General features: G+C 42.7%; 16 protein-coding genes. 12 read left to right on the forward strand and 4 right to left on the reverse strand.

The window, feature by feature from the left end; genetic code table 11:
* Positions 1 to 13: 13 nt before the first annotated feature.
* The 4 genes from BN3283_RS04860 to BN3283_RS04875 all read right to left on the reverse strand — a co-directional run bounded on the left by BN3283_RS04860 (position 14) and on the right by BN3283_RS04875 (position 3607).
* Positions 14 to 559, reverse strand: a complete 546-nt coding sequence (locus tag BN3283_RS04860) for an RNA polymerase sigma-70 factor (protein WP_059025857.1) — start codon at positions 557 to 559, stop codon at positions 14 to 16.
* 162 nt (positions 560 to 721) lie between these two features.
* Positions 722 to 2092, reverse strand: coding sequence for an FAD-dependent oxidoreductase (locus BN3283_RS04865; protein WP_059025858.1), 1371 nt, complete (start codon positions 2090 to 2092; stop codon positions 722 to 724).
* Entirely contained in the window at positions 2089 to 2679 is a 591-nt protein-coding gene (locus BN3283_RS04870; protein ID WP_059025859.1) for a DUF417 family protein, read from the reverse strand. The genes BN3283_RS04865 and BN3283_RS04870 overlap by 4 nt, the downstream gene beginning before the upstream one ends.
* Before the next feature lie 88 nt (positions 2680 to 2767).
* On the reverse strand, positions 2768 to 3607 hold the full coding sequence (locus tag BN3283_RS04875; RefSeq protein WP_059025860.1) for an AraC family transcriptional regulator: 840 nt from the start codon (positions 3605 to 3607) through the stop codon (positions 2768 to 2770).
* 134 nt (positions 3608 to 3741) lie between these two features.
* Between BN3283_RS04875 and BN3283_RS04880 the strand changes: the two genes are divergently transcribed.
* The 12 genes from BN3283_RS04880 to BN3283_RS04935 all read left to right on the forward strand — a co-directional run bounded on the left by BN3283_RS04880 (position 3742) and on the right by BN3283_RS04935 (position 17951).
* Positions 3742 to 4812, forward strand: a complete 1071-nt coding sequence (locus BN3283_RS04880) for a hypothetical protein (protein WP_059027173.1) — start codon at positions 3742 to 3744, stop codon at positions 4810 to 4812.
* 631 nt (positions 4813 to 5443) lie between these two features.
* Entirely contained in the window at positions 5444 to 5899 is a 456-nt protein-coding gene (mraZ, locus tag BN3283_RS04885) for a division/cell wall cluster transcriptional repressor MraZ (protein WP_059025861.1), read from the forward strand.
* A gap of 61 nt (positions 5900 to 5960) precedes the next feature.
* On the forward strand, positions 5961 to 6857 hold the full coding sequence (gene rsmH / locus BN3283_RS04890; RefSeq protein WP_059025862.1) for a 16S rRNA (cytosine(1402)-N(4))-methyltransferase RsmH: 897 nt from the start codon (positions 5961 to 5963) through the stop codon (positions 6855 to 6857).
* A gap of 1 nt (position 6858) precedes the next feature.
* Complete coding sequence (locus tag BN3283_RS04895; RefSeq protein WP_041503986.1) at positions 6859 to 7239, forward strand: FtsL-like putative cell division protein; 381 nt, start codon at positions 6859 to 6861, stop codon at positions 7237 to 7239.
* A 17-nt stretch (positions 7240 to 7256) separates the two neighbouring features.
* Complete coding sequence (locus BN3283_RS04900; RefSeq protein ID WP_059025863.1) at positions 7257 to 9359, forward strand: penicillin-binding protein; 2103 nt, start codon at positions 7257 to 7259, stop codon at positions 9357 to 9359.
* Positions 9360 to 9364: 5 nt separating this feature from the next.
* Entirely contained in the window at positions 9365 to 10816 is a 1452-nt protein-coding gene (locus tag BN3283_RS04905; RefSeq protein WP_059025864.1) for a UDP-N-acetylmuramoyl-L-alanyl-D-glutamate--2,6-diaminopimelate ligase, read from the forward strand.
* 2 nt (positions 10817 to 10818) lie between these two features.
* Positions 10819 to 12069, forward strand: a complete 1251-nt coding sequence (mraY, locus tag BN3283_RS04910; RefSeq protein ID WP_041503983.1) for a phospho-N-acetylmuramoyl-pentapeptide-transferase — start codon at positions 10819 to 10821, stop codon at positions 12067 to 12069.
* Positions 12070 to 12079: 10 nt separating this feature from the next.
* On the forward strand, positions 12080 to 13417 hold the full coding sequence (murD, locus tag BN3283_RS04915) for a UDP-N-acetylmuramoyl-L-alanine--D-glutamate ligase (RefSeq protein ID WP_059025865.1): 1338 nt from the start codon (positions 12080 to 12082) through the stop codon (positions 13415 to 13417).
* Between the two features lie 11 nt (positions 13418 to 13428).
* Positions 13429 to 14706, forward strand: coding sequence for an FtsW/RodA/SpoVE family cell cycle protein (locus tag BN3283_RS04920; RefSeq protein WP_059025866.1), 1278 nt, complete (start codon positions 13429 to 13431; stop codon positions 14704 to 14706).
* 27 nt (positions 14707 to 14733) lie between these two features.
* Positions 14734 to 15831: an undecaprenyldiphospho-muramoylpentapeptide beta-N-acetylglucosaminyltransferase gene (murG, locus tag BN3283_RS04925; RefSeq protein WP_059025867.1), complete on the forward strand. Its 1098-nt coding sequence runs from the start codon at positions 14734 to 14736 to the stop codon at positions 15829 to 15831.
* A gap of 9 nt (positions 15832 to 15840) precedes the next feature.
* Positions 15841 to 17205 carry a UDP-N-acetylmuramate--L-alanine ligase gene (murC, locus tag BN3283_RS04930; RefSeq protein ID WP_041503980.1) on the forward strand — a complete coding sequence of 455 codons (1365 nt, stop codon included), beginning with the start codon at positions 15841 to 15843 and terminating at the stop codon, positions 17203 to 17205.
* A gap of 20 nt (positions 17206 to 17225) precedes the next feature.
* On the forward strand, positions 17226 to 17951 hold the full coding sequence (locus BN3283_RS04935) for a cell division protein FtsQ/DivIB (RefSeq protein WP_059025868.1): 726 nt from the start codon (positions 17226 to 17228) through the stop codon (positions 17949 to 17951).
* The last annotated feature ends 10 nt before the right edge of the window (positions 17952 to 17961 follow it).

The following is a 17961-nucleotide window of genomic DNA, read 5'->3' on the forward strand; positions in this document are numbered from 1 at the left end:
AATATTTAATAATTTAAACTAAAAACAACAGGTGGAAATAATCCTGTAATTTTTCCCGGAGAAGTTTATAAGCATTTTTTTTGTGGAATTTTACCGTGTTCAGAGAGATATTTAATTGACGGGAGATTTCCATGTTATTCCATCCGTCTAAATTCAGTAAACAGACTTTACGGCATTGTTCGGGTAAAGAATCTATAGCCGTGAAGATCATTCTTTGGGTTTCTTCTTCGATAACCGACTGCATATAATAAAATTCCGAATCTATTCTTTGCAACCGTTCCCGGTTGTATTCGTCTGCAATTTTTTGATGTTTTATAAGATTCAGGGCTTTGTTTCTTGCGGTAGAGTACAAATAGGCTTTGATTGCCGTTTCGTCCTGAAGGATCGATCTGTTTTCCCACAGGGCCATAAAAGCATCTTGTATAACGGATTTGCTCTCTTCAGAATTATTCAGATAACGTTCGGCAAAAAGAACCAATGAGTTGAAATATCGATCGAATACCGTTTGAAAGTTTATTCGAGTTCCATCTTTTAATGATATATTGTAATGATGATTCACGTATTGTCCTATTTTGTATGGTGTGGTGACAAATATGCATATAATTTTTATATTATAAATATATTTTGAATTAAAAAACAAGATAAATGGTAGAATGAGGTTTGAAAGAGGGAGGATAACGGGTAGTTATAATAAAAGCGAGAAAATACTCGCTTTTATTTATTAAGAAAATAATATATTGAAGGATTCGGTCATACTGGGATGCGTGTAGATAAAATCCCGGAGTACGGTATAATCCAGCTGGTTTTTCATTGCCAGAGCAACCGTGTTGATCATTTCGTGTGAGTCCGCGCAGAAAAGGGTACATCCTAAAATCTTTCCGTTTTTTACGTTGATGACGGCTTTTAAAATGCCTTCGGTTTCTCCTGTTGTCAGGGTTCTGGGAATGGCGGCTACGGCCAATTTTTTTACCGTTATTTCCAGGTTATTTTTTCGGGCTTCTTCCTCGCTCATGCCTATCCGGGATAGAGGCGGATCGATGAAGACCGAATAACTTACGGGATTTCGGTCGGAGCTATTTCTCTTTTTGTTGCCGAAGAGGTAGTTGCTGACGATTCGGTAGTCGTCCAGGGAGATATAAGTAAATTGTAATCCCCCGGTTACATCTCCCAGGGCATATATATTCGGAACGCTCGTTCTTAAATGCTCGTCTGTGACAATGGCTCCCCTTTCATCGGTTTTCACTCCGGCGGATTCCAGATTTAATCCCCCGGTATGGGGTTTACGACCGGTGGCAAATAGAACGGCGTCTGCTTTTAATTCAGTGGAGATCGTGTTTCCCGGAGTTTGGTAAGTCACTATGGTTGAGTCTCCTTTATCGTGAATAGCCGTTACCTTGGCGTTCATGTGGAAACGAATACTTTTCTTTTCCAGCGTTTTTTTTACATGTTCGGCAATGTCCCTGTCTTCCTTTGGGATAAGTTCGGCAAAGCCTTCCAAAACGGTTACCTCGGAACCGAAAGAGGCGTATATGGATGCGAACTCGAGACCGATGTAGCCTCCTCCGATAATTACAAGATGGCGGGGAAGATCCGCGAGTTCCATGATGGAAGTACTTGTATACACTCGTTTACTCTCTTCGATGCCATCGATAGAAGGTACTATTGTTTCGGCTCCGGTATTGATAAACACGTGTTTTCCCTGCAATTGAAAGTTCTTTTCGGGTGTTTGTACCGCAACGATCTCGGGAGTTACGAAAGAACCTGTTCCCGTGTAGACCGTTATGTTTTCCTGATCGGCCAGATTGTGGAAATTTTTATTGCGGAGCAGGGCGGTCACTTCATTCTTTCTACGGATGGATCGACGATAAAATACCTTTTTTTCTTCAAACGAGGTAAAGGCTTGGCATTCGGCGATCTTTGCCTGATGTACTAATGTTTTCGTCGGGATACACCCGATATTGATACAGGTTCCCCCGTACATCTGTGCTGAACTTTCGATCACGGCTACTGTCCAGTTTCGTTTGGCTAATTCAACGGCAAGTGTTTTACCTCCTTTGCCGAAACCGATAATGATGGCATCGTACTGTTTCATAACTTTTTGTTTTTTAATATTCTTTGTGCGGATTCTGAAAGCAATACAACGGCTCCGGCAAGAATGGCCGTGTCTTTTATGACCAATCGTCCGGCTCCGCTCAGTAGAGGGAATCCATATTTTCCGCTTCCGAGATCGGGAACCCATACTTCTGGTGTGGTGACTAAAAAGGAGAGGGTTCCCAGTGTCATGATAATGGCGAGTAATGACCCGATAACTCCTATTTTCGGAAAGAACCACCCTGAAAACACCAGGATTCCTATGCTTATGATCAGCATACCGAGGCCATGAGAAAACCCGTACGTGTTATTCCCTTGGTGCCAGTTTTGTTTCAATTCGTTTCTTTCTCCTTCTTTCATCTTGTGATTTTTATATTCCGGAGCTTGTTTGTTATAGAAAAAACTCATAAAAGGACTGTTGGCAACAAAGGGTACGATCCCTTCCGCCTCGTAGTTCCAAAATTTCAATCCCCCTATCCAAACAAAAATAATCAGAATGGCTATACGTATTAGATGGATACCGAGTTGCCGGGTTGAGGAAGCAATTAGAAGAAAGTTGTAAAATAGGTCGTTTAATTTTGTTGTCATGTTATTTCCGTTTTAAATGGTTAAACTTACGATACGAAGGTCGGATGTTTTACCTCGGAAATAGATGGCCATTTTACCGGATATATTGTCAATTCTTCCCGATCTCTCTTTGTCTGTAGGAAGAAATGCTCTCTCCCGTCATGTTTTTAAAGAAACGACTAAAAGCAGAAAGATCTTCGAATCCCAAAATATCGGCGATCTCCTTGGCGTTTTTAGAAGTGTATAGCAACAATCGTTTCGCCTCGGTTTCTATCCTTTCGTGAATAATACGTAAGGGGGTAGGTATATGATAGGCGGCAAAAAGGTTAGAGAGGGTTTTGGGCGAGCGGAATAAAAGTTCTGCATACTCCTGTACTTTTTTCTTTTCTTTAAAATGGCGGTCTACCAATACGTAAAACTGACGGATCAGATCGAAATTTTTCTCTTTTTCCCGGCTTATCGCGTATTTATCCTTTGCGATCCGCGTGCAGGTGATAATAAAGCGTTTTAGAAGAATACGTAACATCTCCTCCTGGAGATTGTCTTTGATTCGGTATTCTCCCGCGAGTTTGTCGGTTAGTTCTTTTAGCTGGGAAGATTGATCTTGCGTCAATTGCAATTTCATAATTTGAAAACCTCCGTTGAAAAGGAAACCGTTGCAGGATACTTCGTTATCGTGTCCGTAAATACAGTAAAAATTACTGTTGAACAATAGGGTTAGGTATTTTCCATTGATCTCTTTTATTTCAATGTGGTGCAATGGGGTTAAAGAGATCATCTCGTCTTGATTTAACGTGATAATAATGTGGTCGATTTCTAATGTTAGTGTACCGTTTTGAATCCAGATAAATTTATAAAGGCTGTTGTTTCTTTGAAGGGATGAATCGGCATGGAAAGCATGAGTTAAACTCATATTTCCGTTTAAACGGGTAACGAAGTGATATTCCATGATGAACAATTAATTTTTTCGTAAATATACGAATTAAAAGAACGACTGGAAAATTAGACGGATGATTCTTGTTTTCTGTGTCATTTTGGGATGAAAAATATTACTTTTGACGATCTGTCATGAAAAAATGGGATATGGGTCAAGGTAAATCGACATTTCCGGGAAAAAAGGGAAGAGCGGTATTTTCCGATGTTTCTGGTCGAAAACGTTATTTGGCCGCATTGCTGATGATTTTAGCAATGGTCGGAGTGTCCGAGTTTCTGGGGGAAAAAGAGATTATCTTCCCGGAAATGGCAGCCCTTGCCGTCGGCATGTGGATTGTTGACAAACGGGTATGGCGGGTGGGCCGGATTGCTATGATCGTGATGATGACGTCGGGGGCTACTTGGGGCGTTGTGCTCGTGCGCTATTCCGCGTTGCCTTTAATGGTGAATTTGGCATTGGCTTTCTCTTTTGCTGCCGCGATTCTGCTATTGATGCGAGCCAGTCTGATACCGTTACTATCGGCTTGTATGTTGCCGGTTGTGCTACAAACAGAAAGTTGGGTTTATCCTATAGCGGTGTCGGTTATGTCTGTGATACTTGTTATAGGCCAGGGGGTAATGGAAAAATACGGACTTCGAAAAAAGATTATTCATGTTCCGGTCGGGAAGGATCGAAAGAAAGAGATCGTCAGATGGGGAAGGTTGTTGTTTTCCTGGGTGCTTATCGCATTTTTTCCGGTATATACATCTAATCTCTACTGTATATTGCCCCCTTTGGTTGTAACTTATGTTGAATTTGCCAACTCGAAATCCGGATTCAGAAATCGTCCGGTCCAAATCTATTTGTTGTTGGTCACGGCAGCCGTGTTAGGAAGCGTATCTCAGTTTGTCGGTTATGTTTTATGGGAATTGCCGGAAAGCATGATTGCTTGTGTATTGTTTCTTTGTCTATTCACTCTGTTTGAATTGTCCGGTAAGTTTTTTGCTCCTGCCGGGGCTGTCGCTTTGATACCCATGATCATTCCCGCGAAAGATCTGTTATGGTTTCCTTTCCAAATTGCCGTGGGGACAGCTGTTTTTATAGGTGTGGCGATGTTGTTTTTTTTGAAATGTTATAAATGGCCGAAATCTCATTTAATCGTCTGTATGCTTCCGACCTATTTGCGTCGGATACGTAAGAGGAGAACAGGGAAAAGGGTTGTTAGAGAGACGGATGCATAGCAGAAGATCAAAGTGAGGCTCGAATACTTGTTTTTGTGGAAAAAAATTCGTAATTTTATAGTGTCCGTTGATGCTATGTGATCGGTGCATTCATCGATGTTTTGATAAAAAACGGAAAGTCGTCGACGTACAGTTCTTTCAGTTACGAACCCATAGCGGAAAGGAGTGCCTATGAGGATTGTTTTAACATGTAATATCGGTTAATTACCCGTGGTTCGCCACAGTTCGAAGTAATGTTTTGAACCCGGAGAGAAGGAGGATGAAATACATTGGAAAAAGAAAAAATCAAATCATTTGACATACTCGATTTTGACGTTGTTAACACAACGATCCGCTGTTTTATAAAATAATGACGCTTAGAGCGTGGAAAATAGAATCCGCAAGAAATACTTGCGGATTTTTTATATAACGGCATCCCGAACAATTGGAATTATAACTTTATTATTTATACGCGGTAGTCGAGAAGCTTTCTACGTTTAAAATTTATACTTTTCGATTTATCGATTATATAAAATGCGTTGATTACAAGTGGATTTTGGCAGTTTGAATAAAAATATTGAAAAAAGTGGTTCAAAGTGGTTTAAAGTGGGAAATATTTTCATAACTTTACATCATAAATTAGAAAAACTATATGTTGTCATTTATAGGGGATTATACATGCAAATTGGACAACAAGGGACGGGTTGTCGTGCCGTCGGCGTTTCGCAAAGGGGCGGCTGCCGTGGGGGAGAGTTTTTTTGTTTTGCGTCGTAATATTTTCGAAAAATGTATTGATCTTTATCCGAAGGGGGAATGGTTGAATTTGATTGATGATTTACGAAATCGGATTAGTTCGTTTGATCAAGAGGAGTCTCGTTTTAAAAGGGAATTTTTCCGGGGAGTTTTGGAGGTCGAGTTGGATGGAAACGGTCGAATTTTAATTCCCAGGAAGATGTTGGATAGTATTGAAGTAGTGGGGGATATCGTGATGGTAGGGCAGGATTCAAAAATAGAGATATGGGATAAAATAAACTATGAAGAAAGTGCTATGAATACGGAGGATTTTGTAAATTTGACGACCCGGGTTTTTGGAAAGCAGGAAAAATAAACGTGCCGCATGGCTGTGATTTCCGGGCGTGGAAGTGATTGTGAATCATAAATTAGAAGTTATGGAATATCATGTACCTGTATTATTGGAAGAGTCTGTGGCGGGATTGAATATTGATCCTGACGGCGTTTATCTGGATTTGACTTTTGGAGGGGGAGGTCATTCGAGAGAGATCCTGAAACGTCTATCCGAGGGGTGTTTGATCGGGTTTGATCAGGATTCTGATGCATTGGAAAATGTGCCGAAAGATGATCGGTTTATTTTCGTAAATCATAACTTCCGTTATTTACGCAATTTCTTGCGTTATTGCGGTTTTGAACACGCTGACGGCATACTGGCGGATTTGGGTGTTTCTTCGCATGAATTTGACGAAGCGGAGCGGGGGTTTTCTTTTCGTTTTGATGCGGCGTTGGATATGCGTATGAATAGAAGAAACCGATTGAAAGCTACCGATGTGTTGAATACTTATACCGAAGAGTCTTTGATACATCTCTTCCGGGATTACGGTGAAGTGGAGAACGCTCGGCGCTTGGTAAGTTTGATCGTAAAAGAGCGTGAGGAAAAGGAGATCGCTCGTTCGGATGAATTTTTGCAGGTTATAGCTCCATGCGTTCCTAAATTGAAAGAGAAAAAATATTTGGCTCAGGTTTTCCAGGCTTTGCGTATCGAGGTCAATGGAGAATTGGAAGCTTTGGAAGATATGTTGCAACAGGCCGAGATGGCGTTGCGTCCCGGGGGACGTTTGGTAATTATTACTTACCATTCGTTGGAAGATCGTATCGTAAAGAATTTTTTGAAATCCGGAAATTTTGAGGGAAAAGTTGAAAAGGATTTTTATGGTCGGGTTAAAAAGAGTTTTGAGTTGGTGAATCGGAAAGTGATCGTGCCGACGGAGGAAGAAGTTGATCGCAATCCGAGGGCTCGGAGTGCGAAGTTAAGGATTGCGGAGAAGTTATAATATGAGGTGGTTTAAGAAAAAGAAATATAAAGATTTTGTTTCGCCTTCGGAAGAGAAGAAAGAGGTGTTGGGAGAGTCCATGAAGGAACTTTTGGATGGACGTATCTTGGCAGACACCGTGTTGCGGAAAAATATTCTGTTTATTCTTTTTTTGACGGCTTTGGGAATATTGTATATCGCTAACGGGTATAATACGGAGAAATTGTATATGAAGAAAGTGAAGTTGGAAAAGGAGTTGAGCGAATTGCGGTTTGAGTCGATAACAACGGCTTCGGAACTGATGAAGATCAGTACGCAATCGGAAGTGATAAAACAGATTCGTAAAGAGGGATTGAATTTGGTGGAAAGTAAGGAACCGCCGACAAAGATATACGAAAATTAACGGGTGTCGATAGGGATATGTCAATAAAACATGAGTTAGCCGGACGTTTGGGGTTTGTGTACATCTGCGTGATGGGGATAGCCGCATTGATTGTGGTAAAGGCTTTGCATGTCCAGATTTGGGAGGGAGAGAAATGGCGGAGTAAGTCCCGAGATGTTTCCGTGAAAGATTTTGTTGTCGCTCCCAACCGGGGAGATATTTGTGCGGCGGACGGAAGAGTGTTGGCCAGTTCGATTCCCTATTATTCATTACGTTTCGATTGTAAGGCTGTTCCGGATGATATTTTTAAAAAGAAGATAGACAGTTTGGCTTTCAAATTATCTCGTTTTTTTAAGGATGCGCCTGCCGTGGAATATAGAAGCAAGTTGTGGAAGGGAAAATACGGAGCTAAGCCGAACCAGTATCTGTTGATCAACCGGCGAAAGGTCTCTTATAACGAGTTGAAAGAGTTAAAGACCTTTCCTATTTTTCGGGAGAAGGGGAGTAGGAGTGGGTTGATTCTGGAACGGGAAAATGTTCGATTGCAACCTCATGGGGATTTAGCCGTCCGGACGATTGGTTATTTAAACGAGAGCAATGATGGAACGTTCGAGGGACGCGTGGGCTTGGAAAAGGCTTACGAGAACGAGTTGAAGGGTGAATTGGGACGGAGTATACGACAAATGATGTCCGGACGTTGGGTGTCGGTAACCGTTGAAGATCCTGTGGATGGAAATGATGTAATTACCACGATAGATGTCGATTTTCAGGATATTGTGCAGAATGCGCTGGATAGACAGATGGAGATTTACGATGCGGACGCGGGGACTGCCGTTCTGATGGAAGTGAAAACGGGAGATATTAAGGCGATTGCTAATCTGACCAAAACACCTAAAGGCTATCGGGAGATGTTGAATAACGCGATCGGAGATGCCGCGGAACCGGGCTCCGTGTTCAAGGCGGCGGTTATGATGGCGATGTTGGAAGACGGTTACGTACACCCGGAGGATACAGTCGATTTGGGTGACGGTACTTATACTTATTATGGAAAGACATTACGGGAGTCGAATGGTAAACCGGTAGGTAAGATAACCGTGAAGCAGATATTCGAACGTTCCTCAAATGGAATTTCGAGGTTGGTGTATGAAAATTATAAGAATCAACCAGAAAAATTTATTAATCGCCTGTATGCGATGCAATTGAATAAAAAGGTAGGGATTGAGTTATTAGGAGAGGGAGAACCTTATATAAAGTATCCGACCGATAAAGATTGGAGTGGTATCTCTTTGCCGTGGATGAGTATTGGTTACGAGGTGAAATTGACCCCTTTGCAAGTATTGGCGTTTTATAATGCCATCGCGAATAATGGGAAAAGAATGAAGCCTCGATTGGTCAAGGAGATACGAAACCGGGGAGATGTTGTTAAACGGTTTGGTACGGAAGTGATGGATCGACATATTTGCAGCGATAAAACGCTGGCTGCTTTACGGGACATGATGGAGGGGGTCGTGGAAAACGGGACGGCGAAAAACTTGAGCCATGCCCCGTGTAAAATTGCGGGAAAAACCGGGACGGCAAGAGTCGCCGATCGTTCAAAAGGATATGGAGTAAGAAAATATCGAGCCAGTTTCGTCGGATACTTTCCGGCAGATAATCCTCTCTATTCCTGTATCGTGGTGGTGGAAAATCCGTCGTTATCCAAAGGATATTACGGGAATGTTGTTTCCGGAAATGTGTTTCGCGAAATAGCGGATAAGGTATACGCTAAGGCTTCTTTGGAGTTTGAGGAGTCGGAAGATGTTCCGGAGGAGTTTGTACTGCCCATCAGTAAAAACGGATTGAAATCGGATTTTTTGAGTATATATGATGAGTTCGGATTTCACGTGGACGACGAACCTGCCGAAGAGTCGAAATGGGTCATGACGACCCGGAATGATGAGGGTTTTGTACTGAAACCCAGAAGTATTTCCGAAACTTTGGTACCTAACGTGAAAGGTATGGGGTTAAGGGATGCTTTATATATTTTGGAGAATAGCGGTTTGAAAGTGGGGGTAATCGGTTCGGGAACCGTAAACAAACAATCGTTACAACCGGGTAATCGGGTACAACGGGGTAGTTATGTCAGTATAGAACTAAAATAAAAGAGATGAAATTAGGAGATCTATTGGATGGAGTAGCTTGTTTGTCCGTGGAAGGGGATTTGAACATAGATGTTCATGCTATTCATTTCGACTCCAGAAAGGTGGATAGGAATGATCTTTTTGTGGCTCAGCGAGGAGTGAATATCGATGGGCATGTATTTATAGATAAAGCTGTTGCCGCTGGTGCCGGGGCAGTTGTTTGCGAGCAATTACCGGAGAATTTGTCAAGGCATGTGACTTATGTCGTAACGGAGGATTCTTCTGATGCTTTAGGACGGATGGCTGCTAATTATTACGGTAATCCTTCGGAAAAGATGAAGCTGGTAGGAGTGACCGGTACCAACGGAAAAACGACGACGGCTACCTTGTTGTATGAATTGATCCGCCTTTTAGGAGGAAAGGCAGGGCTTTTGTCTACCGTCTGTAATTACATCGGGGAGGAAAAAGTGGCGGCTACGCATACGACGCCCGATGCTCTGGAGATTAATGCCTTGATGCGGAGGATGGTGGATGCCGGATGTGAGTATTGTTTTATGGAAGTGAGTTCGCATGCTATTGATCAGAAACGAATCAGCGGTTTGGATTTTGACGGGGCAATTTTTTCAAATATAACGCACGATCATTTGGATTACCATAAAACGTTCAAAGCATATATAGAAGCTAAAAAGGCCTTTTTCGACGGATTGTCAGCCCGGGCTTTCGCTTTGACTAATTTAGACGATAAGAACGGGACGGTCATGTTGCAGAATACCGTTGCCCGGAAATATACCTATTCGTGTAAAAGAATGGCTGATTTTAATGCAAAGGTCATCGAACGACATTTGGACGGGACTTTGCTGACATTGAACGGCCGGGAGGTATGGACTAAATTCACGGGGGATTTTAATGCGTATAATTTGTTGGCAGTCTATTCTTCTGCTTGTCTGTTGGGATTGGAAAATGAGGAGGTTTTGCAAGCAATGAGTTTGTTGGTTCCGGTATCGGGGCGTTTTGAGACCGTGTTGTCTTCGACGGGGATCATGGCGATAGTGGATTACGCTCATACGCCGGATGCGTTAGAGAATGTGTTGTCAACGATACAGGATCTGAAGGGGAAGAATAATCAGGTTATTACCGTTGTCGGGGCAGGGGGAGACCGGGATCGCACCAAACGGCCGGAAATGGCTGAGGTTGCTTGCCGGTTAAGCGATAAGGTGATATTGACTTCGGATAACCCGAGGAGCGAGGAGCCTTCGGCTATTATTGAAGAGATGCGTGCCGGAATACCCCGGCATGAAGAGGTAAAGGTCTTGGCTATTTCGGATCGGAAAGAAGCTATCCGTACGGCTTTGATGTTGGCCCGAAAAGGAGATCTGGTGCTGGTAGCCGGAAAGGGACACGAGAATTATCAGGAGATAAAAGGGGTGAAATACCATTTTGACGATAAAGAAGTTATACAAGAAATATTTAATCGATAACCATGTTTTATCACATTTTTGATTATTTGGAGCAGTTAAATTTTCCGGGAGCGGGCATGTTTCATTACATTACTTTTCGTTCTGCCTGTGCGATTATTTTATCGTTGCTTATAGCCACGGTAGTCGGAAAACGTATCATACGTATGTTGCAGCGTCAACAAGTCGGAGAAGAGATCCGGGATTTGGGATTAGAGGGACAGATGCAGAAAAAAGGCACTCCGACAATGGGAGGGGTTATTATTCTGCTGGCTATTTTGCTTCCGGTTATTCTTTTTGCCCGCTTGGATAATGTTTATATTCAATTGATGATTATTTCAACGATCTGGTTGGGGTTAATCGGTTTCTTGGATGACTATATCAAAGTTTTCCGGAAACATAAGGAGGGGCTGAAAGGGCGTTTTAAGGTAATTGGTCAGGTAGGATTGGGATTAATCGTGGGATTAACCCTTTATCTGAATGACGGTGTCGTGATTCGTGAAAAGGTCTCTTTTTCGGAAGTCGGCGAGTTGGTAAGTACGGTAGACGAAGGTTTTTCTACGAAAGATTCGGCTAAAGCATTGGCAAAAGATGTTAAATCGACTAAAACGACTATTCCGTTTTTTAAAAATAACGAGTTCGATTACGCCTGGTTCGGAGTATTCGCGGGCAAATATGCAGAGGAGGTGGGATGGATTGTTTTTATTGTCATTACCATTTTAATAGTGACGGCCGTGTCGAACGGCGCTAATCTGACCGATGGATTGGACGGTCTGGCGACGGGCACATCGGCTATTGTCGGGGCCACCTTGGGAATATTGGCTTACGTGTCGGGTAATATGGTGTATGCTGATTATTTGAATATTATGTATATACCGCATTCCGGCGAGCTGGTGGTTTTCATCGCTGCATTTATTGGTGCTACGATCGGTTTTTTATGGTACAACTCTTTTCCCGCCCAAGTGTTTATGGGGGATACGGGTAGTTTATCATTAGGTGGAATCATTGCCGTGTTTGCCATTATTATCCATAAGGAGTTATTGATCCCTATTCTATGTGGGATTTTCTTGATGGAGAATCTTTCTGTCGTTATGCAGGTAAGTTATTTTAAATACACGAAAAAGAAATACGGAGAGGGACGTCGCGTATTTTTGATGTCTCCGTTACATCATCATTTTCAGAAGAAAGGCATCCCGGAACCTAAAATCGTTACCCGATTCTGGATCGTGGGGATAGCTTTGGCCGTGTTAACTATTGTGACGTTGAAAATAAGATAATGTGGAAGTTATGGAAACAAAATTGATCGTATTGGGAGGAGGAGAGAGCGGTGTCGGTGCTGCCTTGTTAGGGAAAAAGTTGGGATATAGGGTTTTTCTTTCCGACAAAGGAAAATTGGCGGATAGGTATAAAGATATATTGGAAAAAGAAGCGATCCCTTTTGAGGAGGGGCGTCATACGGAAGAGTTGATTTTTGCGGCGGATTTGATTGTGAAGAGTCCTGGTATCCCGGATCATATTCCTATAATACAGAATATTAGAAAGAAAGGAATCGAGATTATCTCGGAAATTGAGTTTGCCGGCCGTCACAGTGATGCAAAGATGTATTGCATTACGGGGAGTAACGGAAAAACGACGACGACTTTATTGTTGTATCATATCCTCAAACAGGCGGGAATGGATGTCGGGTTGGCGGGTAACGTGGGAAACAGTTTAGCTGCACAAGTAGCGGAAAATCGACATGAAATATACGTGGTCGAACTGTCGAGCTTCCAGTTGGACGGGATGTACCGTTTTAAATGCGATACGGCGATATTGACCAATATTACTCCGGATCACCTGGATCGGTATGATTATAAATTCGAAAATTATGTCGGCTCGAAATTTCGGATTGTAAATAATATGAAGCCGTCGGATCTGTTTATATACGGATCTGATTGTGACGTTGTCCGGGAACGGGTGGAAAAAGGGAAAATAGAACCCGAGGCGGTTGGATTCACTTATTCTTCCGATGCCCGTTTAAATGCTTATGTAGAAGACGATGCGATTGTCGCTCGCCTGGAAAACAGGGTGTTTCGAATAGAGAAACGAGCTGTTACGATACAGGGGCGTCATAACGTGTATAATGCGATGGCTGCAATATTGGCTGCGCTGAAAGCCGGAGTGAGCGACGAGAGTTTAAGAAAAGGGTTAACCACTTTCCCGCAAGTGGAACACCGTTTGGAAACGGTAGCGGTAGTCGGTGGAGTGACTTATATTAACGACTCGAAGGCTACCAATGTGGATTCCGCCTGGTATGCCTTGGATAGCATGCATGCTCCGGTCGTTTGGATTGCAGGAGGGACGGACAAAGGAAATGATTACAGCGTGTTGAACGATTTAGTGAAAGAGAAGGTGAAGTTGTTGATTTGTATGGGGGTGGATAATAGAAAATTGATAGATAGTTTCTCCGGTATATGTGAGGTCGTGGATACGCATTCGTTGGACGAGACGATTGCCGTGGCTTACAGCAGGGCTGTTGCCGGGGATGTCGTTTTACTTTCTCCTTGTTGTGCCAGTTTTGATTTGTTTAAAAATTACGAGCATAGGGGAGAATTGTTTAAAGAGAAAGTAAAAGCCCTAAAGTGATATAAAACGATATGAACTGGTTTGATTTAAGGAAAAAACTCTCTTTTAAAGGTGATAGGATACTTTGGTATGTTATTATCGGTTTGATGCTTGCTTCCGTTATGGTCGTTTATTCTTCGACGGGTAGTTTGGCTTATCGTGTCCGTAGCGGTAATACCAGTTATTTCCTGATCAAACAAGTTATTTTGATGTCGGGATGTTTGGTAGTTATTCTGACCTTACAATCCATTCATTACAAGTACTTTCTTTCTTTTGCAAAGATTGTTCTGGGGATGTCGTTCATTTTTTTGTTATGGGCTAAGTTTGCCGGGACAACTTTGAATGATGCCGGTCGTTGGGTGACTATTCCGGGAATAGGTTTTACCTTTCAGCCTTCGGAAATGGCGAAATTGGGGGTTATCATGTATTGTGCCAGGGTCATCGCTTTTTATCAGAATGAGCGTTGCTGTGACGATGAAGCATTGAAGAAGATTTTGTTTGTCGCGGGACCGGTCATTTTTCTGATCTTTTTGGACAACTTCTCGACCTCGTTGTTGATGGGCTTGGTCTGTTTGGCCATGTTGTTTGTCGGTAGATTGCGGTTAAAACTGATAGCGATGTCGGTCGGAGCTCTTGTGGCGACAATAGTAGTGCTGTTGGTATTGGCTTTCACCGTGCCCAAGGTGGCAGAAATCGGTCGTATCGCTACCGTGAAGAGCCGTATCGTGAATTTTTTTAATCCGGAATCTGTTAATAGCGATGACTCTTATCAGTCGGATCAAGCGAAAATTGCCGTTGCAAAAGGGGGATTGGTCGGTTTAGGACCGGGGAATAGCGTACAGCGTAATTTCTTGCCTCATCCGTATTCGGATTTCATTTTTGCTATTATTATCGAGGAATACGGTTTATTGGGAGCGGGGGTCGTTATGCTTTTGTACCTGATCATCCTGTATCGGATCGGGGTGATTGTACGCCGGTGTACCCGGACATTTCCCGCTATTTTAGTAACAGGTTTGGGACTTAGCATTGTGTTTCAGGCGCTTGTTAATATGGGAGTGTGCGTAGGCTTAATGCCCGTTACCGGTCAACCTTTGCCTTTAATGAGTATGGGAGGAACATCTCTTATCTTTACGAGTGCGGCTTTTGGTATGATTTTAAGCGTGAGCCATACGTTTTCGGAGGAGGGAGAGCGGGAAGAGCGCGAGAAACAAAGAATGAAAAGTGAGAAACTGAGAAAAAGAGCAAAAGATATAGAGGAGGATATTGAAGAGGAGTACGGGGAACGGGAGCCTGTTTATCAGGATGAATAGAAATAGAAGTTTAAATTGGATTTTGAAATGGTAAGAAAAGTAATCGTAAGCGGAGGAGGAACGGGAGGGCATATATTTCCGGCACTTTCTATTGCAAATGCGTTGAAACATTTGGATAATAAGATCGAGATTCTGTTTGTCGGGGCAGAAGGGAAGATGGAAATGGAAAAGGTCCCGGAAGCGGGATATAAAATTGTAGGTTTACCGGTACGCGGCTTACAAAGACGGCTGACTTTCGAAAACGTGAAGGTTTTGTTGAATCTTTGGAAGAGTTTGCGCAAGGCAAAAAAGATAATTAAAGAGTTCGAACCGGATGTCGTTGTCGGTGTCGGGGGATATGCCAGTGGTCCCATCGGGCGGGTTGCTGCCAATGCCGGAATCCCTTTGGTATTGCAAGAGCAAAATTCCTATGCCGGAGTTACGAATAAGATTTTGGCCAAAAAGGCAAAGAAAATATGTGTCGCTTATGAAGGAATGGAGCGTTTTTTTGAAAAAGACAAGATTGTATTCACTGGAAATCCGGTACGTAAGGATCTGTTGAAAGCGTCGGGAGAACGGGACGAGGGGATAACGTTCTATGGTTTGGATACTTGCCGGACAACGATTCTTGTTACCGGTGGCAGTTTGGGTGCCGGCAGTATCAATAAGGCTGTGGTGAAACATTTAAAAGAGATTTCCGATTGGAAAGACGTACAGGTGTTGTGGCAATGCGGCGGATATTATTACGAAACATTGAAACAACAATTAGGAGAGAAATGGCCGGCCAATGTAAAATTGTTACCCTTTTTGAAACGGATGGATCTGGCTTATGCTTGTGCCGATCTGGTAGTGGCGCGTGCCGGGGCCGGAACGATATCCGAGTTGTGTTTGTTAGGAAAGGCTGTCGTATTGGTGCCTTCTCCTAATGTAGCAGAAGATCACCAGACCAAGAATGCTATGGCTTTGGTGAATAAAGAGGCTGCAGTCATGATAAAGGATGCGGAAGTCGAGGATCGCCTGGGAAATGTTTTATATGACTTGTTGAATCAGGAGGAGCGGAGAAGAGAGTTATCTTCCAATATATTGAAATTAGCCGTGAAAGACTCGGACGAGATCATAGCCAAAGAAATTATAAAATTGTTTTAATTCGAGCGTATGAAAAACGTTTATTTTGTAGGAATCGGAGGAATCGGAATGAGTGCATTGGCCCGTTATTTTAAGGCTATGGGCTATGCGGTTGCAGGTTACGATAAGACACCTTCACCCTTGACCCGAAAAATGAGTGAGGAGGAGGGATTTTCCATTACCTATACGGACGATGTTCGGGAAATAACCTCTTTATTCAAAGATAAAAAGAGTACGTTAGTGGTATATACACCAGCGGTTCCCGAAGAGAACCGAATATTTTCTTATTTCCGGGACAACGGTTACTCTCTGCATAAACGGGCAGAAGTTTTGGGCTTGATATCGAAAGATAAAAAAGCATTGTGCATAGCCGGAACTCATGGGAAAACGACGACGACGACGATGGTGGCTTTTTTGTTAAATCATTCTCACGTGGGGTGTAATGCTTTTTTAGGAGGAATATCTGCTAATTTCGGAACGAATTTGCTGATCGACAGAAAATCGGATTATGTGGTTATTGAAGCGGATGAATTTGATCGCTCGTTTTTGCACCTTCATCCGGAGGTTGCCGTTATTACAGCGATGGATGCGGATCATTTGGATATATATGGAACGCATGAGAAGCTGTTGGAGGCTTTTGAGGCTTTTGCCCTCCAGACAAAGGGTCCTCTGTTTTTAAGAAAAGGGCTGACCTTGCAACGAGCGGTGACCGGTTTTTACGCGGCAGGAGAAAAGACGGATTATTATGCGGATCGTTTGCGGGTGGAAAACGGTAGTTATGTGTTTGATTACGTGTTTCCGGAGGGTGTGATAAAAGAGCTGAGACTTTGTTTTCCGGGACGGGTGAATGTTGAAAATGCAACAGCTGCTATTACGGTGGCTTTGCAGGCGGGTGTAACCCCGGACGAGATTCGGATGGCTTTGCCTCTTTTTAAAGGGGTTGCCCGGCGTTTTGACGTGCACGTGAAAAATCGGGATATGATCTATATCGATGATTATGCCCACCATCCGAAGGAGATAGAGGCCGCTCTCTCTTCTATCCGGGAAATGTGGCCGGATAAGCGATTGACGGTTGCCTTTCAGCCTCATCTTTATTCTCGTACGAATGACTTTTATCCTGATTTTGCCCGTGGCTTAAGCTTAGCCGATGAGGTGATTTTGTTGGATATCTATCCGGCGCGGGAAGAGCCGATTCCGGGTGTGACCTCGGCTTTGATTGCGGACCGGGTAACCGTACCCGTAAAGAGGGTTACCAAAGAAGATTTTCCGGAATACGTGAAGGAGAACGTGAAAGAAGGAGTATTCGTGACAATGGGGGCGGGCGATATCGATCGCTTTATACCGATTTTTACGAAAATCTTTAACGATAGGAGAAAATCGACGTATAGTGTTTAGGTTGTAAAGAGAAATGTAGCATGAAACGTATCGTACCTTACATAATATTTATCATATTGCTTGCATACCTGATAATTGTGTTTACCTTTGCAGCGACAAAAATGGGGGAGGTAACATGTAGAGGGGTACGGGTTACTGTCAAAGATACCACAATGAATGTGTTCGTCGGTGAAGAGGATATCTTGAAAATGATAAAGAATGGGTATGGAGGAATTCTGAATCAGGGTATTAAGACAGTAAATAAAGATAGTTTGGAAAGAATACTTGTCAGAAATCCGATGATAAAATCGGTTCAGGTTTACTACAGTTTAGATGGTTATTTTCATGTAGGTATAGAACAACGTGAACCTGTTTTTAGAGTATTGACAGGTGAGGGTTATTACGTTGATGCGGACGGAAAAGTGATGCCGTTGTCTTCTAAGTTTACTTCCAGGGTTATTGTTGCTACTGGTAACATTACTAAAAAATTTGCTTGCGAAAAATTATGTCCTTTCGTGAAAAAACTGAGGGATCATTCATTTTGGGATGCTTACATAGAACAGATTGTAGTACTTCAAAATGAAGATATTATAATGATACCCAAAGTAGGTGATTTTAAAATTATCCTCGGAAAAGTGGATGATTGCGAGGAGAGAATGGACAAGTTGATGCTTTTTTTAAAGCAAGGAATTGCCAAAAAAGGGTGGAATCGCTATAAAGAGGTAAATTTGAAATTTAAAGATCAGGTAGTTTGTGTTAGAAAATAAAATAAAAGGA

This window comes from Gabonibacter massiliensis, from assembly GCA_001487125.1.
Classification (GTDB): domain Bacteria; phylum Bacteroidota; class Bacteroidia; order Bacteroidales; family Marinifilaceae; genus Gabonibacter; species Gabonibacter massiliensis.